Genomic DNA, 17,049 nt, shown 5'->3' with positions numbered 1-17,049 from the left:
TTACTTGCGGCGCACGTCGCGGAAGTCGACCTGGCGGTGGAACTGGTAGACGTAGCCGTCGAGCGACGGGACCATCACCGCGTCCTGGCTGGCCTGCCAGATCGGGATCTGCGGCATCAGGTCGAAGGCCATCGCGTTGAGCTGCTTGGCGTAGGCCGCGTACTTGGCCGGGTCGGTCTCGAAGCGCGCCTTCTCGGCGATTTCCACCAGCTTGGGGTCGTTCAGCGAGCTGTAGTTCCAGCGCTGGTTGCCGGTGTAGAAGTTGCGATAGAAGTAGTCGTTCGACGGCAACCAGGCCACGATGTTCTCGGTGAAGAAGGGTGCCTTCTTCTCGTTGATGAGCGTGGACATTTGCGCATCGGGCAGCTTCTGGATGTCGACCTTGATGCCGATCTTGGCGAGCGACTCCTTGATCAGCGCGGCCATCGGCTCGGCGATGTTGGCCTGGCCCAGGTTGAAGGCGAAGGAGGTCTCGAACCCGTTCGGGAAGCCGGCCTCGGTCAGCAACTGCTTGGCCTTGGCCAGGTCGAGCTTCACCGGTTGCGGGATCGGGAACTCGGCGCTTGGCGGGCCGTCCTTCCAGGTCGCGTTGAACAGCGGCTTGCCGCGGCCGAAGAGCGCCGCCTTGAACATGTCGTCGTAGGGCAGCGCATAGGCGATGGCCTGGCGCACCTTGACGTTGTTGAAGGGGGCCATCTGCGTGTTGAACGAGATGAAGCTGACCGCGTTGTACTGCGGCGTCGAGATGACCTTGACCTTGCCCTTGGTGGCGAGCGAGGCGGCGTCGTTGGCCTGCAGGTCGATGGCCAGGTCGGCATCGCCGCGCTCGACCAGGTTGGCGCGCGTCGCGGCTTCGGGAATCGTCTGCGCGATCACGCGCTTGAAGGGCGCCGGCTTGCCGTCGGCGCTGCGGGTCCAGGCGTCGTTGCGCTTGAGGATGATTTGCTCGCCCGGCTTGAAGGTCTCGACGCTGTAGGCGCCGCTGCCGGCGGTGTTTTCCTTGAGCCAGGTCTGCGCCCACGGGTCTTCGGCCGTGGCGTGCGACTTGGCGACCTTGGAGTTGATGATGATCGGGTAGACCGTGGCCAGGTTCGACAGTGCCAGGCGGTCGGGCTTGGGCAGCGTGACCTCGAAGGTGCTGGCATCGATCACCTTGAACTGCTCGGGCTTGGTCATCGAGCCGGTCAGCAGCTGCGCGGCGGCCAGCGACTTGGCGCTGACGGCCCGGTCGAGCGACCACTTCACGTCGTCGGCCGTCACCGGCGTGCCGTCCTGGAACTTCGCGTCCTTGCGCAGGTAGAAGGTGATCTTCAGGCCGTCGGGCGCGATGACGTAGCGCTCGGCCAGTTCGCCGCGGATGTTCTCCAGGTCGAACACCCAGTTGTCGCCCTGCTTCTTCTTGCCGAAGGAGACGAGGCGGTCGTAGGTGCTCATGCCCACGGTGAAGGCCTCGCGCGTGGTGCCGAGCATGGTCGGGTCGAGCGTGTTGACGGTGCCGCCGGTGACGAAGCGCATCGTCTCGGCGCGGGACTGGGCCGACGCGGGCGCGCTCAGCAGGGCCACGGACAGGGCGATCGCGGAGGCAACAAACAAGGGGAGTCGCTGAGTCATCATGATTTCGCTCTCGATCTAGGAAGGGTGGAGGTGGCAGGAGGTCAAAACTTGAGCGGTGGCGCATCGACCGCGAGGCCGACGCGCTGGACCACGGCTTCGAGTTCGCGCGTGGTGATGTCGTCGATGCGCATACCCGGCGAGCGGATCGCGTTGCAGGCGATGGCGCCACGGCGCATGTAGATGTACTTGCGCAGGGCCAGGCCGATCTTGGGCTGGAACTCGTAGCGGATCAGCGGGCAGTACTTGTCGTACACCGCGGCCGCACCGGCTTCGTCGCCGGCCGCGAAGCGCGCGTAGATGGCCGCGAGGATCTCGGGGAACGCGAAGCCGGTCATGGTGCCGACGGCGCCGCGCTGCAGCTCTTCGAGCAGGTACACGCCGCCCAGGCCGCCGAAGATGCGCATGCTGTCGCCGGCGAGTTCGCGGATGCGCGTGATCTTCTGGCCGACCGGCGGCTCTTCCATCTTGATCATGCCCACGCCGCCTTCGCGCCCCAGCCTGGCGACGACCTCGGCCTTGATCTCGGTGCCGAAGGAATCGGGGAAGTCGTGAATGATCACGGGGATGCCGACCGACTTGGCCAGCGTCGCGTAGTACTCGAACTGCATCGCATCCGATGCGCCGTCGAGCGGGGCCGCGAAGACGGCCGTGGCGCCCAGTTCCTGCGCTTCGAGCGCCTGCTCGATGGCGCCGGCCAGGCCGAGCGCGCGCACGCCTACCCACACCGGCAGGCGGCCTTCCGCGCAGCGCACGAAGGTGTCGACGACCGTGCGACGCTCCTGGCTCGACAGCTTGTGCGCCTCGCCCAGGAAGCCGAGGATGGCCAGGCCGGCGACGCCCGCGCGCACCTGGAATTCGACCAGCGTGCCGATGCTGGCGAGGTCGAGCGCGCCGTCGGCCTGGAAGGGCGTGGGGCAGATCACGTAGACGCCCGAGGGCGCGGCGAGAGAAGCGTTGGCGGGGGCATTGACAGTCATGAAGGCTCCGTGGCGTCGGTCATCGCACGGGATGACCGGGGTCGTGCGCATTCTTGATGTCGGCTCCGCGCATGTCGCGTGCCTTTGTGTGCGGCATCCTTAACCTGCGGTTAAGTGCATCGGTCTTGGGGCCGAAGCGGTGCGCGGCGCGCACCAACACGGTGGCGCCGTTGGCGAAGCTGGTGCGCGGCGGACCTCAGTGCGCCGCCTCCGCGAGCGCGGTGCCCAGTGCGGGGCCGGTGTCGTGCGGGCTCTCGAAGCCCTGGCGCTGCATCAGCTCCCGCAGCACGCGCACGAAGCGTTGCGCCAGCGTCGACAGCGGGTCGAAGCGCGGGTGCACGAGGTTGGCCTGCAGCACCGGCGCGTTGACCACGGGCCGCACGATGAGCTGGTGGGTCGGCCAGTTGCGCACCGAAAACTCGTCGACCAGGGCGATGCCCGCGCCCGCCTGCACCAGCGAACAGGCGTTCTGCGGCGAGCCCACTTCGATGGCGGACTTGAGCACCTCGTCGGCGACCTCGTACATGCGCTCGACGATCACGCCGAAGGGTGTGGCGCGGTCGTACGAGATGAGCGGGTAAGGCCGCATGTCGGCCAGCGTGAGCGTGGAGAGGCGCGACAGCGGATGGTTGTACGGGCAGATGCACACCAGCTGGCCTTGCGCCAGCGGCGTCACGTCGAGGTTCGGGTGGTCGACCGGAAGGATGGTCACGCCCAGGTCGGCCTGGTGGTGGAGGAGCCTCTCCTTCAACGGCGCGTAGCCGAGGTACTGGAAGGTGAGCTTGACCTGCGGGTGCGCCTCGCGGAAGGCGGCGATGGCTTGCGGGATCATCATCTGCCCGATGCTCGGGCTCGACACGATGTTGAGGATGCCTTCGCGGTTCTCGGCCAGCTCCTGCGCCAGTTCGTTCACGCGCTGCACGCCCTGGTACATGCGCTCGATCTCATGGAACAGCTTCTTGGCCTCGGGCGTGGCGTAGAGCCGGCCCTTGATGCGCTCGAACAGCGCGAAGCCGACGCGGCTTTCGGTGTGCGACAGCAACCGGCTCACGGCGGGTTGCGAGACGAAGAGAAGCTCCGACGCGCCGCGGATCGAGCCGGTGGTCATGACGGCACGGAAGACTTCGATTTGACGCAGATTGAGGGACATGGCGGCGGCTGCTGCGCGCGGGGATCAAGGCGCGCAGTGCATAACCAAACGTTAAGGGTGGCCCATGAAAAAGCAAGGAGCGTGCCCCTGGGCCGCACCTAGACTGGAATGCACCCTCAGGAGCGCGCCCGCATGAAACCGCCCATCTACGTCATCAACCCCAACAGCAGCGAAGTGGTCACGGCCGGCATCGACGCGGCCATGGCCCCGCTGCGCATGGCGGGCGGCCCGGAGATCCGCTGTCTGACATTGGCCGAAGGGCCCCCGGGCATCGTGACGCACCTCGACGTGCAGTCGGTGGCGCAGCCGCTGGCGCGGCGCGCCGACGCGCTGGCCGCGGAGGCGTCGGCCTTCGTCATCGCCTGCTACAGCGACCCGGGCCTGTACGTGCTGCGCGAGCGCGTGAAGCAGCCGGTGCTCGGCATCGGCGAGTGCGGCGTGCTGACTGCGCTGACGCTGGGCGAGCGCTTTGGCGTGATCGCCATCCTCGACCCGTCGATCCCACGCCACCTGCGCAGCTATGGCGCGATGGGCGTCATGGGCCGCTTCGCTGGCGAGTTGGCCATCGGCCTCAACGTGCAGGAGCTCGCGCAATACGACCGCACCCTGGCGCGCATGACGGAAGTCGGTCGCCGCCTGCGCGACGAGCGCGGCGCCGACGTGATCGTCATGGGCTGCGCCGGCATGGCCGCCTACCGTGCGCCGCTGCAGCAGGCGCTGGGCATCGCGGTGGTGGAGCCGACACAGGCGGCGGTCGGCATGGCGATCGCGCGGGTGCAGCTCGGCTGGGAAGGCTGCTGACATGTCGGAAGTCGCCATCCAGCGCCTGATCAACAAGCTGCACGCGCTCGTCGGCCCGGCCGGACTGCTGACCGATGCCGAGGCGCAAGCCCCGTACCTCACCGACTGGCTCGGCAAATGGACGGGCGCCACGCCTGTCGTCGTGCGCCCCGCCAACACGGCCGAAACCGCGGCCGTGGTCAAGCTGTGTAGCGAAACCCATACGCCCATCGTCACGCAGGGTGGCAACACCGGCATGAGCGGTGGGGCGACACCGGACGCCAGCGGCGCGCAGGTGGTGCTGAGCACCACGCGCATGAACCGGGTCCGCGCCATCGACCCCATCAACAACACGTTGACCGTGGACGCCGGCGTGATCCTCGCGCATGCCCACGACGCGGCGCGCAGCGTCGACCGCTTCTTCCCGCTCAGCCTCGGCGCGCAGGGCAGCTGCACGGTCGGTGGCAACGTCGCGACCAACGCCGGCGGCATCGCGGTGCTGCGCTATGGCAACACGCGCGACCTGGTGCTGGGGCTCGAAGTGGTGCTGCCGGACGGCCGCATCTGGCACGGGCTGCGCGGGCTGCGCAAGGACAACACCGGCTACGACCTCAAGGGGCTCTTCATCGGCTCCGAAGGCACGCTGGGTGTCATCACCGGCGTCGTGCTCAAGCTGTTTCCGCAGCCCAGGGCGCATGCCACGGCCTGGGTCGGCGCCGAGTCGCTCGGGAAGCTGGTCGACCTGCTGAGCCTGATGCGCACGCGCTGCGGCGAACGCCTCAGCGCCTTCGAGATGATGACCGCCGCGTCGTTGCAGCTGGTGCTCGACCAGGTGACCGACACGCGCGCGCCGCTCGCGCAGCCGTCGCCCTTCAACGCGCTGATCGAACTGAGCGACACCGACGACGAGGCGGGGTTGCGCGAACTGCTCGAGGAATCGCTCGGCGAATCGATGGAGGCCGGCCTGACCAACGACGTGATGCTGTCGACCAGCGAGGCGCAGACGATGGCCCTGTGGAAGCTGCGCGAAGGCATCTCGCAGGCGCAGGTGCGTGCGGGCAAGGCGATCAAGCACGACATCGCCTTGCCGATCTCGTCGCTCGCGTCCTTCGTCGCACAGGCCGAGCAGGACGTGCTGGCTTGCATGCCCGATGCCCGCATCATCAACTTCGGCCACCTCGGCGACGGCAACCTGCACTACAACGTGCTGATGCCGCCCGACGCCGACTACGACGCGCTCAAGCAGCGCACGCACGAACTCAATGCCGTGGTGCACCAGCTGGTGACCGATTACGGCGGCAGCATCAGTGCGGAGCATGGCGTGGGCCAGCTGCGCCGCGACGAGCTGCGTATCTACAAGTCGCCGGTCGAGATGGAGCTGATGCTGCGCATCAAGCAGGCGATGGACCCGAACCACCTGATGAACCCGGGCAAGCTGCTGTGAGCGCGCAGCACCCGATCGACACCCGGCTGCCGGCGATGCTGCGCAGCGGGCGCCTGCTGCGCGGCGTGTTCAACGGCATCCCGTCGCCGGCCATCGTCGAGATGTGCGCCTTCGCGGGCTTCGACTTCGTGCTGCTCGACAACGAGCACGGAAGCGCGGGTCTGGAGACCACCGAACACATGCTGCGCGCCGCGCGCGCCAGCGGCATCCCGACGGTGGTGCGCTGCCTCGAACACGACATGGCACGCACGCTCGACCTGGGCGCGAGCGCGGTGCAGATTCCGATGGTCGACACCGCGGCGCATGCCGCTTCGCTGGTGCAGCGCGTGAAGTACCCGACGCGCGGGCAGCCGGGCCTGCGCGGCGCGGCTTTCTCCACGCGGGCGGCCGGCTACGGCGCCTTCGGCGGCACGGCGCACACGGCGCTGAGCAACGACGGCGTTGCGCTGATCGTCATGATCGAGACCCCCGAAGGCGTGGCCAACGCTGCGGCGATCGCGGCGGTGCCGGGTGTCGACGCCGTGTTCCTCGGGCCGAACGATCTGGCGCACAGCATGGGCTTCGACAACCGCTGGAATGAGGCGCCGGTGCAGGCAGCCATCGAAAGCGCCCTGAAGGCGGTCTCGGCCGCGGGCAAGTGCCCCGGCATCCTGGCGCTCACGCCGGAAGAAGAGGCGCGCTACGCCAGCTGGGGCGCGCGCTATGTCGCGAGCAACACGGCGGGGATCATTCTCAAGGCGTTGCGCGACGTGGCGCTGCAGGGCCGCTGAGCGCGTCGACGAAGCGCGCGAGCTGGGTGGCCAGGTCGTCCTGCGCGAGCAGGCGGGACCGGGCCTGCTGCGTCGCAGCGGTCCATGCATCCTGCGTCGCCGCGTTTGGCCAGCTGAGCGCGGCATCGTCGGCATCGTTCCAGGCACGGTGAAATGTGCGCCATGCCGTCGGCGCATCCAGCGTGTCCAGGAACGCGTCGAGCTTGACGTGGTGCACGTCGTCGTCCTGCGGGTAGATCTGCCAGGCGAAGGCGCGGCCGGCCCAGAGTGCGCGGATCACCGAGTCTTCGCCACGCACGAAGTTGAAGTCGCAGGCCCACAGCAGCTCGTCGTAGTCGCGCTGCGACAGCATCGGCAGGAAGGACACCGACAGGGCGCCGTGCTGGCTGTCCGGCGATGGCCACACGGCACGCACCGCGGCGGTCGCGCGCCCGGCGGTGACCAGCAGGCGCTGCGGCACCGGTGCTGCGGCCAGCTGGTCGAGCAGGCGCCCGAGCGCCTTGGGTTCGTAGCAGAACAGCGAGACGAGGCCCTCCCCTTGCCACGCAATGCCATGGTCTCTCAGCCAGGCGCCGCGGTCGAACGCCGCGCGGCGCATGGCCAGATCGTCCTCGCGCAGCAGGCCGCCGGTGGCGGGGGTGAAGCCGGGATAGAAAAAATGCTTGTTCAGCCCTTCACCGGGGCCGCGGAAGACGGGGGAGGGCAGCCGGTGCAGGCGCTCCACGTAGGGTTCGGCGGACAGGTATTCGAGGTTGATCCAGGTCCGGCGGCCGCAGGCGGCGAAGCGAGCGAGCAGTTCCGGTGCCGGGTCGCAGCCGAAGGCTTCGATCAGAACGTCGGGCACCGCTTCGGCGGCGGCCAGCGCCACGGCGACCGGGTCGGACCAGGGGATGACGACGACACCGTCGCACCCCTGTGGCGCCAGCCAATCCAGCGCCGACGGATCGTCGACCCATAACCGCACCGGCGCACCGCGCTGCGCCAGCTGGCAGGCCAGCCGCCAGCTGATCGCGATGTCGCCGAAGTTGTCGATGACCTTGCAGAAGATGTCCCAGCGCATGCGCATCCCATCATGAAAAAGCCCCCGCGGCCTCGCGACCTCGGGGGCTTCACGGCGCCGGAACGGCGTGTGGTCGTCAGGGCGTGAAAGTATCGCCGAGCACGATGCCTTCACGGCGTGGGTCGGCGCCACCGGTGAGCACCAGGCCGCCGCTGGCCGGCTTGCGGATGATGGTGCTGATGCCGCTCGACTGCGAGCCGGTCGACACCGTGTGGCCGAGCGCACGCAGGCCGAGGATCAGCGGGTCGTTGTTGCCGCCGTTCGTGATGTCGATGTTCGGATGCTCGCCGCCCACGTTGGTGGTCGGGCTGTTGGTCGCACCGAAGTCGACCAGCGAGGTCGCCTGTTGTGCATCGAGGCTCCAGTCGAGTGCGCCCACCACGGTCTTCACCACGTACTGGATGATGGTGCCGCCGCCCGGCGAGCCGGTGGCCATCAGGAAGTCGCCGGGTTGGTTGCCGTTGAACACCAGCGTGGGCGCCATCGTGCTGCGCGGGCGCTTGCCCGGCGCGACGCGGTTGGCGACCGGGGCATTGGTCACGGCGTCGATCGGGTTGGCGCTGAAGTCGGTCAGCTGGTTGTTCAGCATGATCCCGTGGCTCATGTGGTACGAGCCGAGGGTCGATTCCACCGTGGTGGTCATCGAGGCCACGTTGCCGTCCTTGTCGACGATCGAGTAGTGCGTGGTGCCATTCTCGACCGTCTTGTCGATGCCGACCGGCGGCACGCCGAAGTCGCCGGCCACGGCCGTGCCCATGCTCTTGCTGAAGTCGATCAGGTTGGCGCGCGAGCGCATGTACGTCTTGTTGAGCAGCGTGTCGGCGCTGCCGCCGGGCAGCGGCACGAAGTCGGTGTCGGCCACGTACTTGTCGCGGTCGGCGTAGGCCAGGCGCTCGGCCTCGGCCACCAGGTGCACGCCCATCACCGACGGCTTGCCGCCTTCGAGGTCGACCTGCGACGGTGCATGCAGGCCCATGTTGAAGTTCTCCAGGATGCCCAGCGTCGACAGCACGCCGATGCCGCCCGAGGACGGCGGCGACATGCTGCACACGTAGTAGGCCCGGTAGGTGGTGCACACCGGCTCGCGGCGCACCGGCTTGTAGTTCTTCAGGTCGTCCAGCGTGGTCTTGCCGGGCGTGATGACCGAGCCGTCGGCGCCGGTGGTGACCTGGATCTTGGCCACGATGTCCTGGGCGATCGTGCCGGTGTACATCGCATCGGCGCCCTGGCTGGCCATCGCTTTCAGCACCTCGGCATAGGCCGGGTTGGTGAGCGTGGTGCCCAGCGGCTTCGGGTTGCCGGCCGCATCGAGGAAGTACGCGGCCGCCTCCGCGTCGCGCTTGAGGTTCGATGCCGACGAGGCGATCGCCGCGGCCATGCGGCCGCCGACCTTGAAGCCGTCGCTGGCCAGGCGGGTGCCTTCGCCGAACAGGTCTTTCCATGGCAGCTTGCCGTGGTCGCCGTGCGCCATCTCGAGCATGCGCATCACGCCCGGCGTGCCGATCGAGCGGCCGCTGCCGCGCGCGCTGGGCTTGGGCAGCGTCTGGTCGGTCGTGTCATCGACGTAGCGCAGGTAGTTGGCGGTGGCCGCGGCCGGTGCGGTTTCGCGCCCGTCGTAGGCCTGCACCTTCTTCGTCTTGGCGTCGTAATAGAGCATGAAGGCGCCACCTGCCAGGCTGCTCGACTGCGGCTCGACCAGGCCGAGCACGGCCTGCACCGCGATGGCGGCGTCGGCAGCGCTGCCGCCGGCCTTGAGCACGTCGCAACCGGCTTTGGTGGCGAGCGGATGGTTCGCCACCACCATGTACGTCTTGGCTGTGACGACCTTGTGGCCGATGACGTAGCCGGACGCAGGCTCCGGCGCTGCCGGGTCGCCGGCGTCGCCCGAGCCGACCACCACCGGCGTGCCAGTGGTGCTGGTGAGGCAGCTGTTGTCGACGGCGACGGGCGGCGTCGTCTCGACCGGCGTCGGTGTCGGCGTGCTGCCGTTGTCCGAACCACCGCCGCAGGCGAGCAGCGTCAACGCAAGGGCGGTCGGGGTCAGGGCCCACCAGGAGATATTTCGCTTCATAAATGTTATCGAATCGTTATTAGTTGGGTTTGTCGTGAATAATTTCACGAACGGGCCTGCTGTGAGCATAGGTTGTGCCAGTCGAAGCCGCCCGATGTCGTGCAAGTGGGTGAATCGCGACGCGCGAGACAATAGCCCCATGTCCGACGTGCATTCCGATCAACTGCTCAGCGAAGTCGCCGCCCTGCCCAACCTGCCTGGCGTCTACCGCTATTTCGACGCGGCCGGCGCCGTGCTGTATGTGGGCAAGGCGCGCAACCTGAAGAAGCGGGTCGCCAATTACTTCCAGAAGAGCCACGGCGGCACCCGCATCGGCCACATGATCAGCAAGATCGTGCGCATGGAGACGACGGTGGTGCGCTCCGAGGCCGAGGCGCTGCTGCTCGAGAACAACCTCATCAAGAGCTTGAAGCCGCGCTACAACATCCTGTTTCGCGACGACAAGAGCTACCCCTACCTGAAGATCGCCGCGCATACCTTTCCGCGCCTGGCCTACTACCGCGGCGCGACCGACCGCAAGCACCGCTACTTCGGGCCGTACCCGAGCGCCTGGGCGGTCAAGGAGTCGATCCAGCTGCTGCAGAAGGTGTTCAAGCTGCGCACTTGCGAAGACACGGTGTACACCAACCGCACGCGTCCATGCCTGCTCTACCAGATCAAGCGCTGCACCGGGCCGTGCGTGGGCTACATCACGCCCGAGGCCTATGCGCATGACGTTGCCAATGCCGAGGCCTTTTTGATGGGCGACACGCAGGTGGTGCTGAGCCAGCTCGAATCGCGCATGACGATGCATGCCGAGAAGCTGCAGTTCGAGCAGGCGGCCGAGCTGCGCAACCAGATGTCGGCCCTGTCGCGCGTGCTGCACCAGCAGTCGATCGAGATCGCTTCCGACAAGGACGTCGACATCCTGGCCGTGCAGGTGCAGGGCGGGCGCGCCTGCGTCAACCTGGCCATGGTGCGCGGCGGGCGCCACCTGGGGGACCGGGCGTACTTCCCGGTGCACGTCGACGATGCTGCGCAGATGTACGACAGCGAACGCGAATCCGAAGGCAGCCCCGATGCCGTGTCGGTCGCGTCGCAGGTGCTCGAGGCCTTCATCGCGCAGCACTACCTCGATGTCCCCGTCCCTGCCACGCTGGTGCTGAGCGAACAGGTCGGCCGCGAGCTGATCGAGGCGGTCTCCCAGCAGGCCGGCATCCGCATCACCGCGGTGTTCCAGCCGCGCGAGCAGCGCCGCCACTGGCTGGAGATGGCGCAGACGAACGCGCAGTTGCAACTGGCGCGGCTGCTGGCCGAAGAGGGCTCGCAACAGGCGCGCACGCGTGCCCTCGTCGACGCGCTCGAGCTGGCGCCCGACGACCTCGACAGCTTCCGCGTGGAGTGCTTCGACATCTCGCACACGGCCGGCGAGGCGACGCAGGCGTCGTGCGTGGTGTTCGAGCACCACGCGATGCAGAACCGCGAGTACCGCCGCTACAACATCGATGGCATCACGCCGGGCGACGACTACGCGGCGATGCGCCAGGTGCTGCACCGCCGCTACGGCAAGCTCGCGGAGGTGATCGCCGCCGAGACCGATGCACCGCCCCCAGGCGATGCCGACGGCGCCGGCAGCGACGCGCCGCCCGCCACCAAGGCCGCGCGCATGCCCGACCTGGTGCTGGTCGATGGCGGCAAGGGCCAGGTGTCGATGGCGCGCGAGGTGTTCGGCGAGCTGGGCCTGCCGCTGTCGCTGATCGTCGGCGTCGAGAAGGGCGAGGGCCGCAAGGTCGGCCTGGAAGAACTGGTGTTCGCCGACGGCCGCGAGAAGGTTTATCTGGGCAAGGACTCGGCCGCGCTGATGCTGGTCGCGCAAATCCGCGACGAGGCGCACCGCTTCGCCATCACCGGCATGCGCGCCAAGCGCGCGAAGGTGCGCGTGGGCGGCAGCCAGCTGGAAGACATTCCGGGCATCGGGCCCAAGCGCCGGGCTCGCCTGCTTCAGCGCTTCGGCGGTATTCGAGGCGTGGCGGCGGCCAGCGTCGAGGACATCGCGTCGGTCGAAGGAATCGCCGCGGACCTGGCCGAAGAGATCTACCGCGCGCTGCACTGACGCGCGCTGCCGTCGGGCCGGGCCGTCATGGGGCCATGCCACAATCAGCCGCATGTTCTGGACGCTCCCCACCATCATGACCTGGACGCGCATCGTCGCGATTCCGCTGATCGTGGGGGTCTTCTACCTGCCCATCGCCGAGCCGATGCGCAACCTCATCGCCACGGTGATGTTCATCGTGTTCGCGGCCACCGACTGGCTCGACGGCTTTCTGGCGCGCAAGCTCAACCAGACCTCGGCCTTCGGCGCCTTTCTCGACCCGGTGGCCGACAAGTTCCTGGTTTGCGCGTCCCTGCTGGTGCTGGTGCACCTGAACCGCGCCGACGTGTTCGTCGCACTCATCATCATCGGCCGCGAGATCGCCATCTCGGCGCTGCGCGAATGGATGGCGCAGATCGGTGCCGGTAAGAGCGTGGCGGTTCACATGATCGGCAAGGTCAAGACCGTGGTGCAGATGGTGGCCATTCCCTTCCTGCTGTTCGATGGCGTGCTGTTCGGCGTCATCGAGACCGGGGTGTGGGGCCAGTGGCTGATCTGGATTTCTGCCGTGCTCACCGTCTGGTCGATGGTGTATTACCTGCAAAAGGCGATTCCCGAGATCCGGGCCCGCGCGAAATGACGTCGGCGGCGCGCGCCGCCGGCTGGCTGCGCGTGATGCCGGGCGTGTTCGTCCTCATCTGGGCGACCGGCTTCATCGTGGCGCGCTACGGCATGCCGTATGCGCCGCCGCTCAAATTCCTCGCCGTGCGCTATGCGCTGACCTTCGTCGCCTTCGGGCTGTGGGCGGTACTCGCGCGCGTCGCCTGGCCGGCCACCCGTGCGCAATGGGGCCACCTGATGGTGACCGGCGTGCTGGTGCAGGCCGGCTACCTCGCGGGTGTCTGGGCCGCGGTGCGTATCGGCATGGGTTCCGGCCTGGTCGCGCTGCTGGTGGGGCTGCAGCCGGTGCTCACCGGCGTGTGGCTGTCGATGCGCGGCGGCAGCATCACGCGGCGTCAGTGGGCCGGGCTGCTGCTGGGCCTGACTGGGCTCGTGCTGGTGGTGTCGCGCAAGTTTGGCGACGGCGGCGAGGTGAGTCTCCAGACGATGTCGCTGGCCGTGGCAGCGCTGCTGTCCATCACAGTCGGCACGCTCTACCAGAAGCGCTTCGTGGCGCCTTGTGATGTGCGCAGTGCGAGCGTGGTGCAGTTCGCTGCGGCCCTGGTGGCGACGCTGCCACTGGCGCTGCTGGAGACAGCGCCAATCGTCTGGAATGCGCAGTCGATCGGCGCCATGGCCTGGTCGGTGCTGGTGCTGTCGCTGGGTGGCAGCTCGCTCTTCTACATCCTGATCCAGCGCGGTTCTGCCGCCGCCGTTACCAGCCTGCTGTACCTGGTGCCACCCACCACCGCGATCATGGCGTGGCTGCTGTTCTCGGAGCCGATCACGGCGCTGACGCTGCTCGGCACGGCGATCACGGCGATCGGCGTCAGCCTGGTCGTGCGCGCGCCCAAAGGCTAAGGCTTCCAGGGCTCGCCGCGGAACTGCTCGGCCAGGAACTCCACCAGCAGGCGCACGCGACGCGGCGTCTTGGGCCGCCAGGGCGCGACCCAGTGGATGTCCGCATCGGGCATCGCGTACTGCGGCAGAACGCGGCGCAGTTCGCCCGACGCGATCTGCGGTGCGATGTCCCACAGGCTGCGCAGCATCACGCCGCGGCCGGCCAGGCACCAGTCGCGCACCAGTTCGCCCGAATTGCTCGACAGCGGGCCTTGCACGCGCACCCGCACCAGCGCGCTGTCCTTGTCGTGCCTGAGCGTCCAGTGCGCGGGGGCGGTGCTGTGGGCTTCTGCGTTCTCGTGCACGACCAGGCAGGCATGGCTCGCCAGGTCGACCGGTTCGCGCGGCGTGCCGTGGCGCGCCAGGTAGTCCGGCGAGGCGGCGACGATGCGCTGGTTGCGCGCGAGGCGGCGCGAGGTCCACTGCGAACTGCGCGCGCCTTGCACCGACCACAACCACAGGGCGCCGTCGTAGCCGTCGGCCCCGAGGTCGGGCAGACGCTCGCTCAGCGCCAGATCGATCTGCAGCGCGGGATGGCGCTGCTGGAATTCGGCCAGCGCCGGCCCGAGCCAGCGGCGGCCGAAACCCAGCGTGGCCGCGATGCGCAAGGGGCCGCGCAGGGCGGTCTGGCGGTCGCTCAGTTCGGCTTCCAGGGCCGCGAAGCCTTCGAGCAGTTTCTCCGCGTGCAGGCACACCGCCTCGCCCTCGGGCGTGAGGTGCAGGCGACGCGTGGTGCGCTCGAACAGGCGCTGCCCGAGCCGGGCTTCCAGCGCCGCCAGCCGCTTGGTCACGACCGAGGGCGCGACGCCCAGCGTCACGGCGGCGGCAGAGAGGCTGCCGCGCGCGTGCACGGTGGTGACGAGTTCGAGATCGCTGCGCTCCATTCCTGCCTCGGTGGAAATAATCAATTCGATGATTGTTGCTTGAAGCCTGGGAAGCAGCAACGCACAATCACGCGGTGCTGAATGAATTCACTCCTTTCGACGTGGTGCGCGGCGGCGTCATGCTTCATGGTCGTATCGGTGGCCGAGGCCCCGCGTTGCTGCTGCTGCATGGGCATCCGCAGACCCATGTGATCTGGCACCGCGTTGCGCCTTTGCTGGCCGAGCGATTCACGGTCGTCCTGATGGACCTGCGCGGCTACGGCGATTCTGGCCGGCCGACGCCCGATGCCGAGCACCGCGTCTACAGCAAGCGCGAGATGGCGGCCGATGCGATGGCGGTGATGCAACACCACGGCTTCGATCGTTTCCAGGTGCTGGCGCACGACCGCGGCGCGCGCGTGGCGCATCGCCTGGCGGCCGATCATCCGCAGGCCGTCGAGCGGATGCTGCTGCTCGACATCGCGCCCACGCTCGCGATGTACGAGAACACCTCCGAAGCCTTCGCGCGTGCCTACTGGCACTGGTTTTTCCTGATCCAGCCGCCGCCCTTGCCGGAGGCGCTGCTTGCGTCCGACCCGTCGCGCTACGTGCGCAGCGTGATGGGCGGGCGGCATGCGGGTCTGGCGCCTTTCGCGCCGGAGGCGCTGGGCGAGTACGAACGCTGCGCGGCGATTCCGGGCACTGCCGAGGCGGTCTGCGAGGACTACCGCGCCTCCGCCGGCATCGACCTCGTGCACGACCGCGAAGACATCGCGGCGGCGCGTCGTCTCACGCAGCCGATTCGCGTGCTGTGGGGCGCGCACGGCGTGGTGGGGAAGTGCTTCGACGTCCTCGCGCTGTGGCGCGAGCGCGCCGACGACGTGTCGGGCGGCACGGTGCCGTGCGGCCATTACATTCCCGAAGAGGCGCCGGACGACGTCGTGCGCGAAGCCCTTTCTTTCTTCCGATCCTGAGACAAAAACCTTCCAAGGACTTTCACATGAGCACCCATCGCATCGCAGTCATCGCCGGCGACGGCATCGGCAAGGAGACCATGCCCGAGGGCATCCGCGTGCTCGATGCCGCGGCACGCAAGTTCGGCATCGATCTCCAGTTCGACCACTTCGACTTCTCGAGCTGGGACTACTGCGAGAAGCACGGGAAGATGCTGCCCGACGACTGGAAGGACCAGATCGGCGGCCACGATGCCATCTACTTCGGCGCGGTCGGCTGGCCCGAGAAGATCCCCGACCACATCTCGCTGTGGGGTTCGCTGCTGCTGTTCCGCCGCGAGTTCGACCAGTACATCAACCTGCGTCCGGCGCGCCTCATGCCCGGCATCGTGGCACCGGTGGTGCGTCGTGACGGCACGCCGCGCGAGCCGGGCGAGATCGACATGTACATCGTGCGCGAGAACACCGAGGGCGAGTACTCGAGCATCGGCGGCCGCATGTACGAAGGCACGTCGCGGGAGATCGTCGTGCAGGAAACGGTCATGTCGCGCATCGGCGTGGACCGCGTGCTGAGGTTCGCCTTCGAACTGGCACAGTCGCGGCCGAAGAAGCACCTGACCAGCGCGACGAAGTCGAACGGCATCTCGATCACCATGCCGTACTGGGACGAACGGGTGGCGGCCATGGCGAAGAACTATCCCGGCATCACGCTCGACAAGTTCCACATCGACATCCTCACCGCACACTTCGTGCAGCGGCCCGACTTCTTCGACGTGGTGGTGGCCAGCAACCTGTTCGGCGACATCCTGTCGGACCTCGGCCCGGCCTGCACCGGCACGATCGGCATCGCGCCGAGCGCGAACCTCAACCCCGAGCGCACGACTCCGTCGCTGTTCGAGCCGGTTCACGGGTCGGCGCCCGACATCGCAGGGCAGGGCATTGCGAACCCCATCGGCCAGATCTGGTGCGGCGCGATGATGCTGGAGTTTCTCGGCCACAAGGACGCACACGACGCGATCCTCGCGGCCATCGAGAAGGTGCTTGCGCCCCAAAGCGGCGCACCGCGCACGCGCGACATCGGTGGAACCGCGGGCACGGCCGATCTGGGACACGCGATCGCGCAGGCCCTCTGAAAAACGAGTTCACAAAAGGCCCCTAAAATCGCGCTCCCCGCCGGGCGCGCGGCCTTGTGACTTATTGACACTCCGTAGCCCTGTGGTTGTAATCGTCGTCGGCAGTCTGCTGCCGACACGTCAGCTCTGCCATCCATTCGCGTGCCATGGGTTCCGTCGCGGGGCCTGCCACCGCATCTGACGCCCGATCCACTTTTCCTCTGAGGGGCCCTTCTTGTGAACAAGACCGAACTGATTGAGCACATCGCAAAAAACGCCGACATCTCCAAAGCCGCCGCCACGCGCGCACTCGAGTCCACCATCGGCGCCATTCGTACCACGCTCAAGAAGGGCAACTCCGTGTCGCTCGTCGGTTTCGGGACTTTCGCAGTGGGCAAGCGCGCTGCGCGCACCGGTCGCAATCCGCGCACCGGCGACGCGATTAAAATCAAGGCCGCCAAGATCCCGAAGTTCCGTCCCGGCAAGGCGCTGAAAGACGCGCTGAACTGAGATACTTCTTCCTCGGGGGTGCTTAGCTCAGCTGGTAGAGCGGCGCCCTTACAAGGCGTAGGTCGGGGGTTCGAGCCCCTCAGCACCCACCACCCGGCAATAAGGCGAACACGA

Annotated in this window: 15 protein-coding genes and 1 tRNA gene; 10 read left to right on the top strand and 6 right to left on the bottom strand. The window is 67.9% G+C overall.

The window, feature by feature from the left end:
• The 3 genes from N8A90_RS22460 to N8A90_RS22450 all read right to left on the bottom strand — a co-directional run bounded on the left by N8A90_RS22460 (position 1) and on the right by N8A90_RS22450 (position 3,741).
• Positions 1 to 1,593 (bottom strand): ABC transporter substrate-binding protein, encoded by a 1,593-nt coding sequence (locus N8A90_RS22460; RefSeq protein ID WP_262077442.1) that lies wholly within the window; start codon positions 1,591 to 1,593, stop codon positions 1 to 3.
• A gap of 62 nt (positions 1,594 to 1,655) precedes the next feature.
• Complete coding sequence (locus N8A90_RS22455; protein WP_262077441.1) at positions 1,656 to 2,591, bottom strand: dihydrodipicolinate synthase family protein; 936 nt, start codon at positions 2,589 to 2,591, stop codon at positions 1,656 to 1,658.
• 196 nt (positions 2,592 to 2,787) lie between these two features.
• Positions 2,788 to 3,741, bottom strand: coding sequence for a LysR family transcriptional regulator (locus tag N8A90_RS22450; RefSeq protein WP_262077440.1), 954 nt, complete (start codon positions 3,739 to 3,741; stop codon positions 2,788 to 2,790).
• 132 nt (positions 3,742 to 3,873) lie between these two features.
• On the opposite strand from N8A90_RS22450, the gene N8A90_RS22445 reads away from it, so the two are divergent.
• Genes N8A90_RS22445 through N8A90_RS22435 form a run of 3 tightly spaced genes read left to right on the top strand, consistent with a single transcriptional unit; the run spans position 3,874 to position 6,735 of the window.
• Positions 3,874 to 4,542, top strand: a complete 669-nt coding sequence (locus N8A90_RS22445) for an aspartate/glutamate racemase family protein (protein WP_262077439.1) — start codon at positions 3,874 to 3,876, stop codon at positions 4,540 to 4,542.
• Between the two features lies 1 nt (position 4,543).
• Positions 4,544 to 5,965, top strand: a complete 1,422-nt coding sequence (locus tag N8A90_RS22440) for an FAD-binding oxidoreductase (RefSeq protein ID WP_262077438.1) — start codon at positions 4,544 to 4,546, stop codon at positions 5,963 to 5,965.
• A complete protein-coding gene (locus N8A90_RS22435) occupies positions 5,962 to 6,735 on the top strand; it encodes an HpcH/HpaI aldolase family protein (RefSeq protein WP_262077437.1) in 774 nt (257 codons plus the stop codon). Before N8A90_RS22440 ends, N8A90_RS22435 begins: the two co-directional genes overlap by 4 nt.
• On the opposite strand, the gene earP is transcribed toward N8A90_RS22435, so the two are convergent.
• Positions 6,698 to 7,795, bottom strand: a complete 1,098-nt coding sequence (gene earP, locus N8A90_RS22430) for an elongation factor P maturation arginine rhamnosyltransferase EarP (RefSeq protein ID WP_262077436.1) — start codon at positions 7,793 to 7,795, stop codon at positions 6,698 to 6,700. The two genes, N8A90_RS22435 and earP, sit on opposite strands and share 38 nt — an antisense overlap.
• Before the next feature lie 76 nt (positions 7,796 to 7,871).
• Positions 7,872 to 9,866, bottom strand: a complete 1,995-nt coding sequence (locus N8A90_RS22425; RefSeq protein WP_262077435.1) for a gamma-glutamyltransferase family protein — start codon at positions 9,864 to 9,866, stop codon at positions 7,872 to 7,874.
• A gap of 139 nt (positions 9,867 to 10,005) precedes the next feature.
• Between N8A90_RS22425 and uvrC the strand changes: the two genes are divergently transcribed.
• Genes uvrC through N8A90_RS22410 form a run of 3 tightly spaced genes read left to right on the top strand, consistent with a single transcriptional unit; the run spans position 10,006 to position 13,458 of the window.
• Positions 10,006 to 11,958, top strand: a complete 1,953-nt coding sequence (gene uvrC, locus N8A90_RS22420) for an excinuclease ABC subunit UvrC (RefSeq protein WP_262077434.1) — start codon at positions 10,006 to 10,008, stop codon at positions 11,956 to 11,958.
• 52 nt (positions 11,959 to 12,010) lie between these two features.
• Positions 12,011 to 12,577, top strand: a complete 567-nt coding sequence (gene pgsA / locus N8A90_RS22415; protein WP_262077433.1) for a CDP-diacylglycerol--glycerol-3-phosphate 3-phosphatidyltransferase — start codon at positions 12,011 to 12,013, stop codon at positions 12,575 to 12,577.
• Positions 12,574 to 13,458, top strand: coding sequence for a DMT family transporter (locus N8A90_RS22410; protein ID WP_262077432.1), 885 nt, complete (start codon positions 12,574 to 12,576; stop codon positions 13,456 to 13,458). Before pgsA ends, N8A90_RS22410 begins: the two co-directional genes overlap by 4 nt.
• Here N8A90_RS22410 and N8A90_RS22405 read toward each other — a convergent pair.
• The gene (locus N8A90_RS22405; protein WP_262077431.1) at positions 13,455 to 14,381 is read right to left on the bottom strand and encodes a LysR family transcriptional regulator; all 927 of its coding nucleotides are present in this window, start codon (positions 14,379 to 14,381) and stop codon (positions 13,455 to 13,457) included. The two genes, N8A90_RS22410 and N8A90_RS22405, sit on opposite strands and share 4 nt — an antisense overlap.
• A gap of 119 nt (positions 14,382 to 14,500) precedes the next feature.
• Here N8A90_RS22405 and N8A90_RS22400 point away from each other — a divergent pair, with 119 nt between their 5' ends.
• The 4 genes from N8A90_RS22400 to N8A90_RS22385 all read left to right on the top strand — a co-directional run bounded on the left by N8A90_RS22400 (position 14,501) and on the right by N8A90_RS22385 (position 17,027).
• On the top strand, positions 14,501 to 15,334 hold the full coding sequence (locus N8A90_RS22400; protein ID WP_262077454.1) for an alpha/beta fold hydrolase: 834 nt from the start codon (positions 14,501 to 14,503) through the stop codon (positions 15,332 to 15,334).
• A gap of 26 nt (positions 15,335 to 15,360) precedes the next feature.
• Positions 15,361 to 16,446, top strand: coding sequence for a tartrate dehydrogenase (locus N8A90_RS22395; protein WP_262077430.1), 1,086 nt, complete (start codon positions 15,361 to 15,363; stop codon positions 16,444 to 16,446).
• A gap of 216 nt (positions 16,447 to 16,662) precedes the next feature.
• Positions 16,663 to 16,935 carry an HU family DNA-binding protein gene (locus tag N8A90_RS22390; protein WP_140842779.1) on the top strand — a complete coding sequence of 91 codons (273 nt, stop codon included), beginning with the start codon at positions 16,663 to 16,665 and terminating at the stop codon, positions 16,933 to 16,935.
• A gap of 16 nt (positions 16,936 to 16,951) precedes the next feature.
• Positions 16,952 to 17,027 (top strand) — tRNA-Val (locus N8A90_RS22385).
• Positions 17,028 to 17,049: the final 22 nt, after the last annotated feature.

It is taken from the genome of Variovorax sp. N23 (assembly GCF_025486315.1).
Lineage (GTDB): Bacteria > Pseudomonadota > Gammaproteobacteria > Burkholderiales > Burkholderiaceae_C > Variovorax.
The sequence above is the reverse complement of the archived record's forward strand: the minus strand, read 5'-3'. Positions and strand labels throughout refer to the sequence as shown.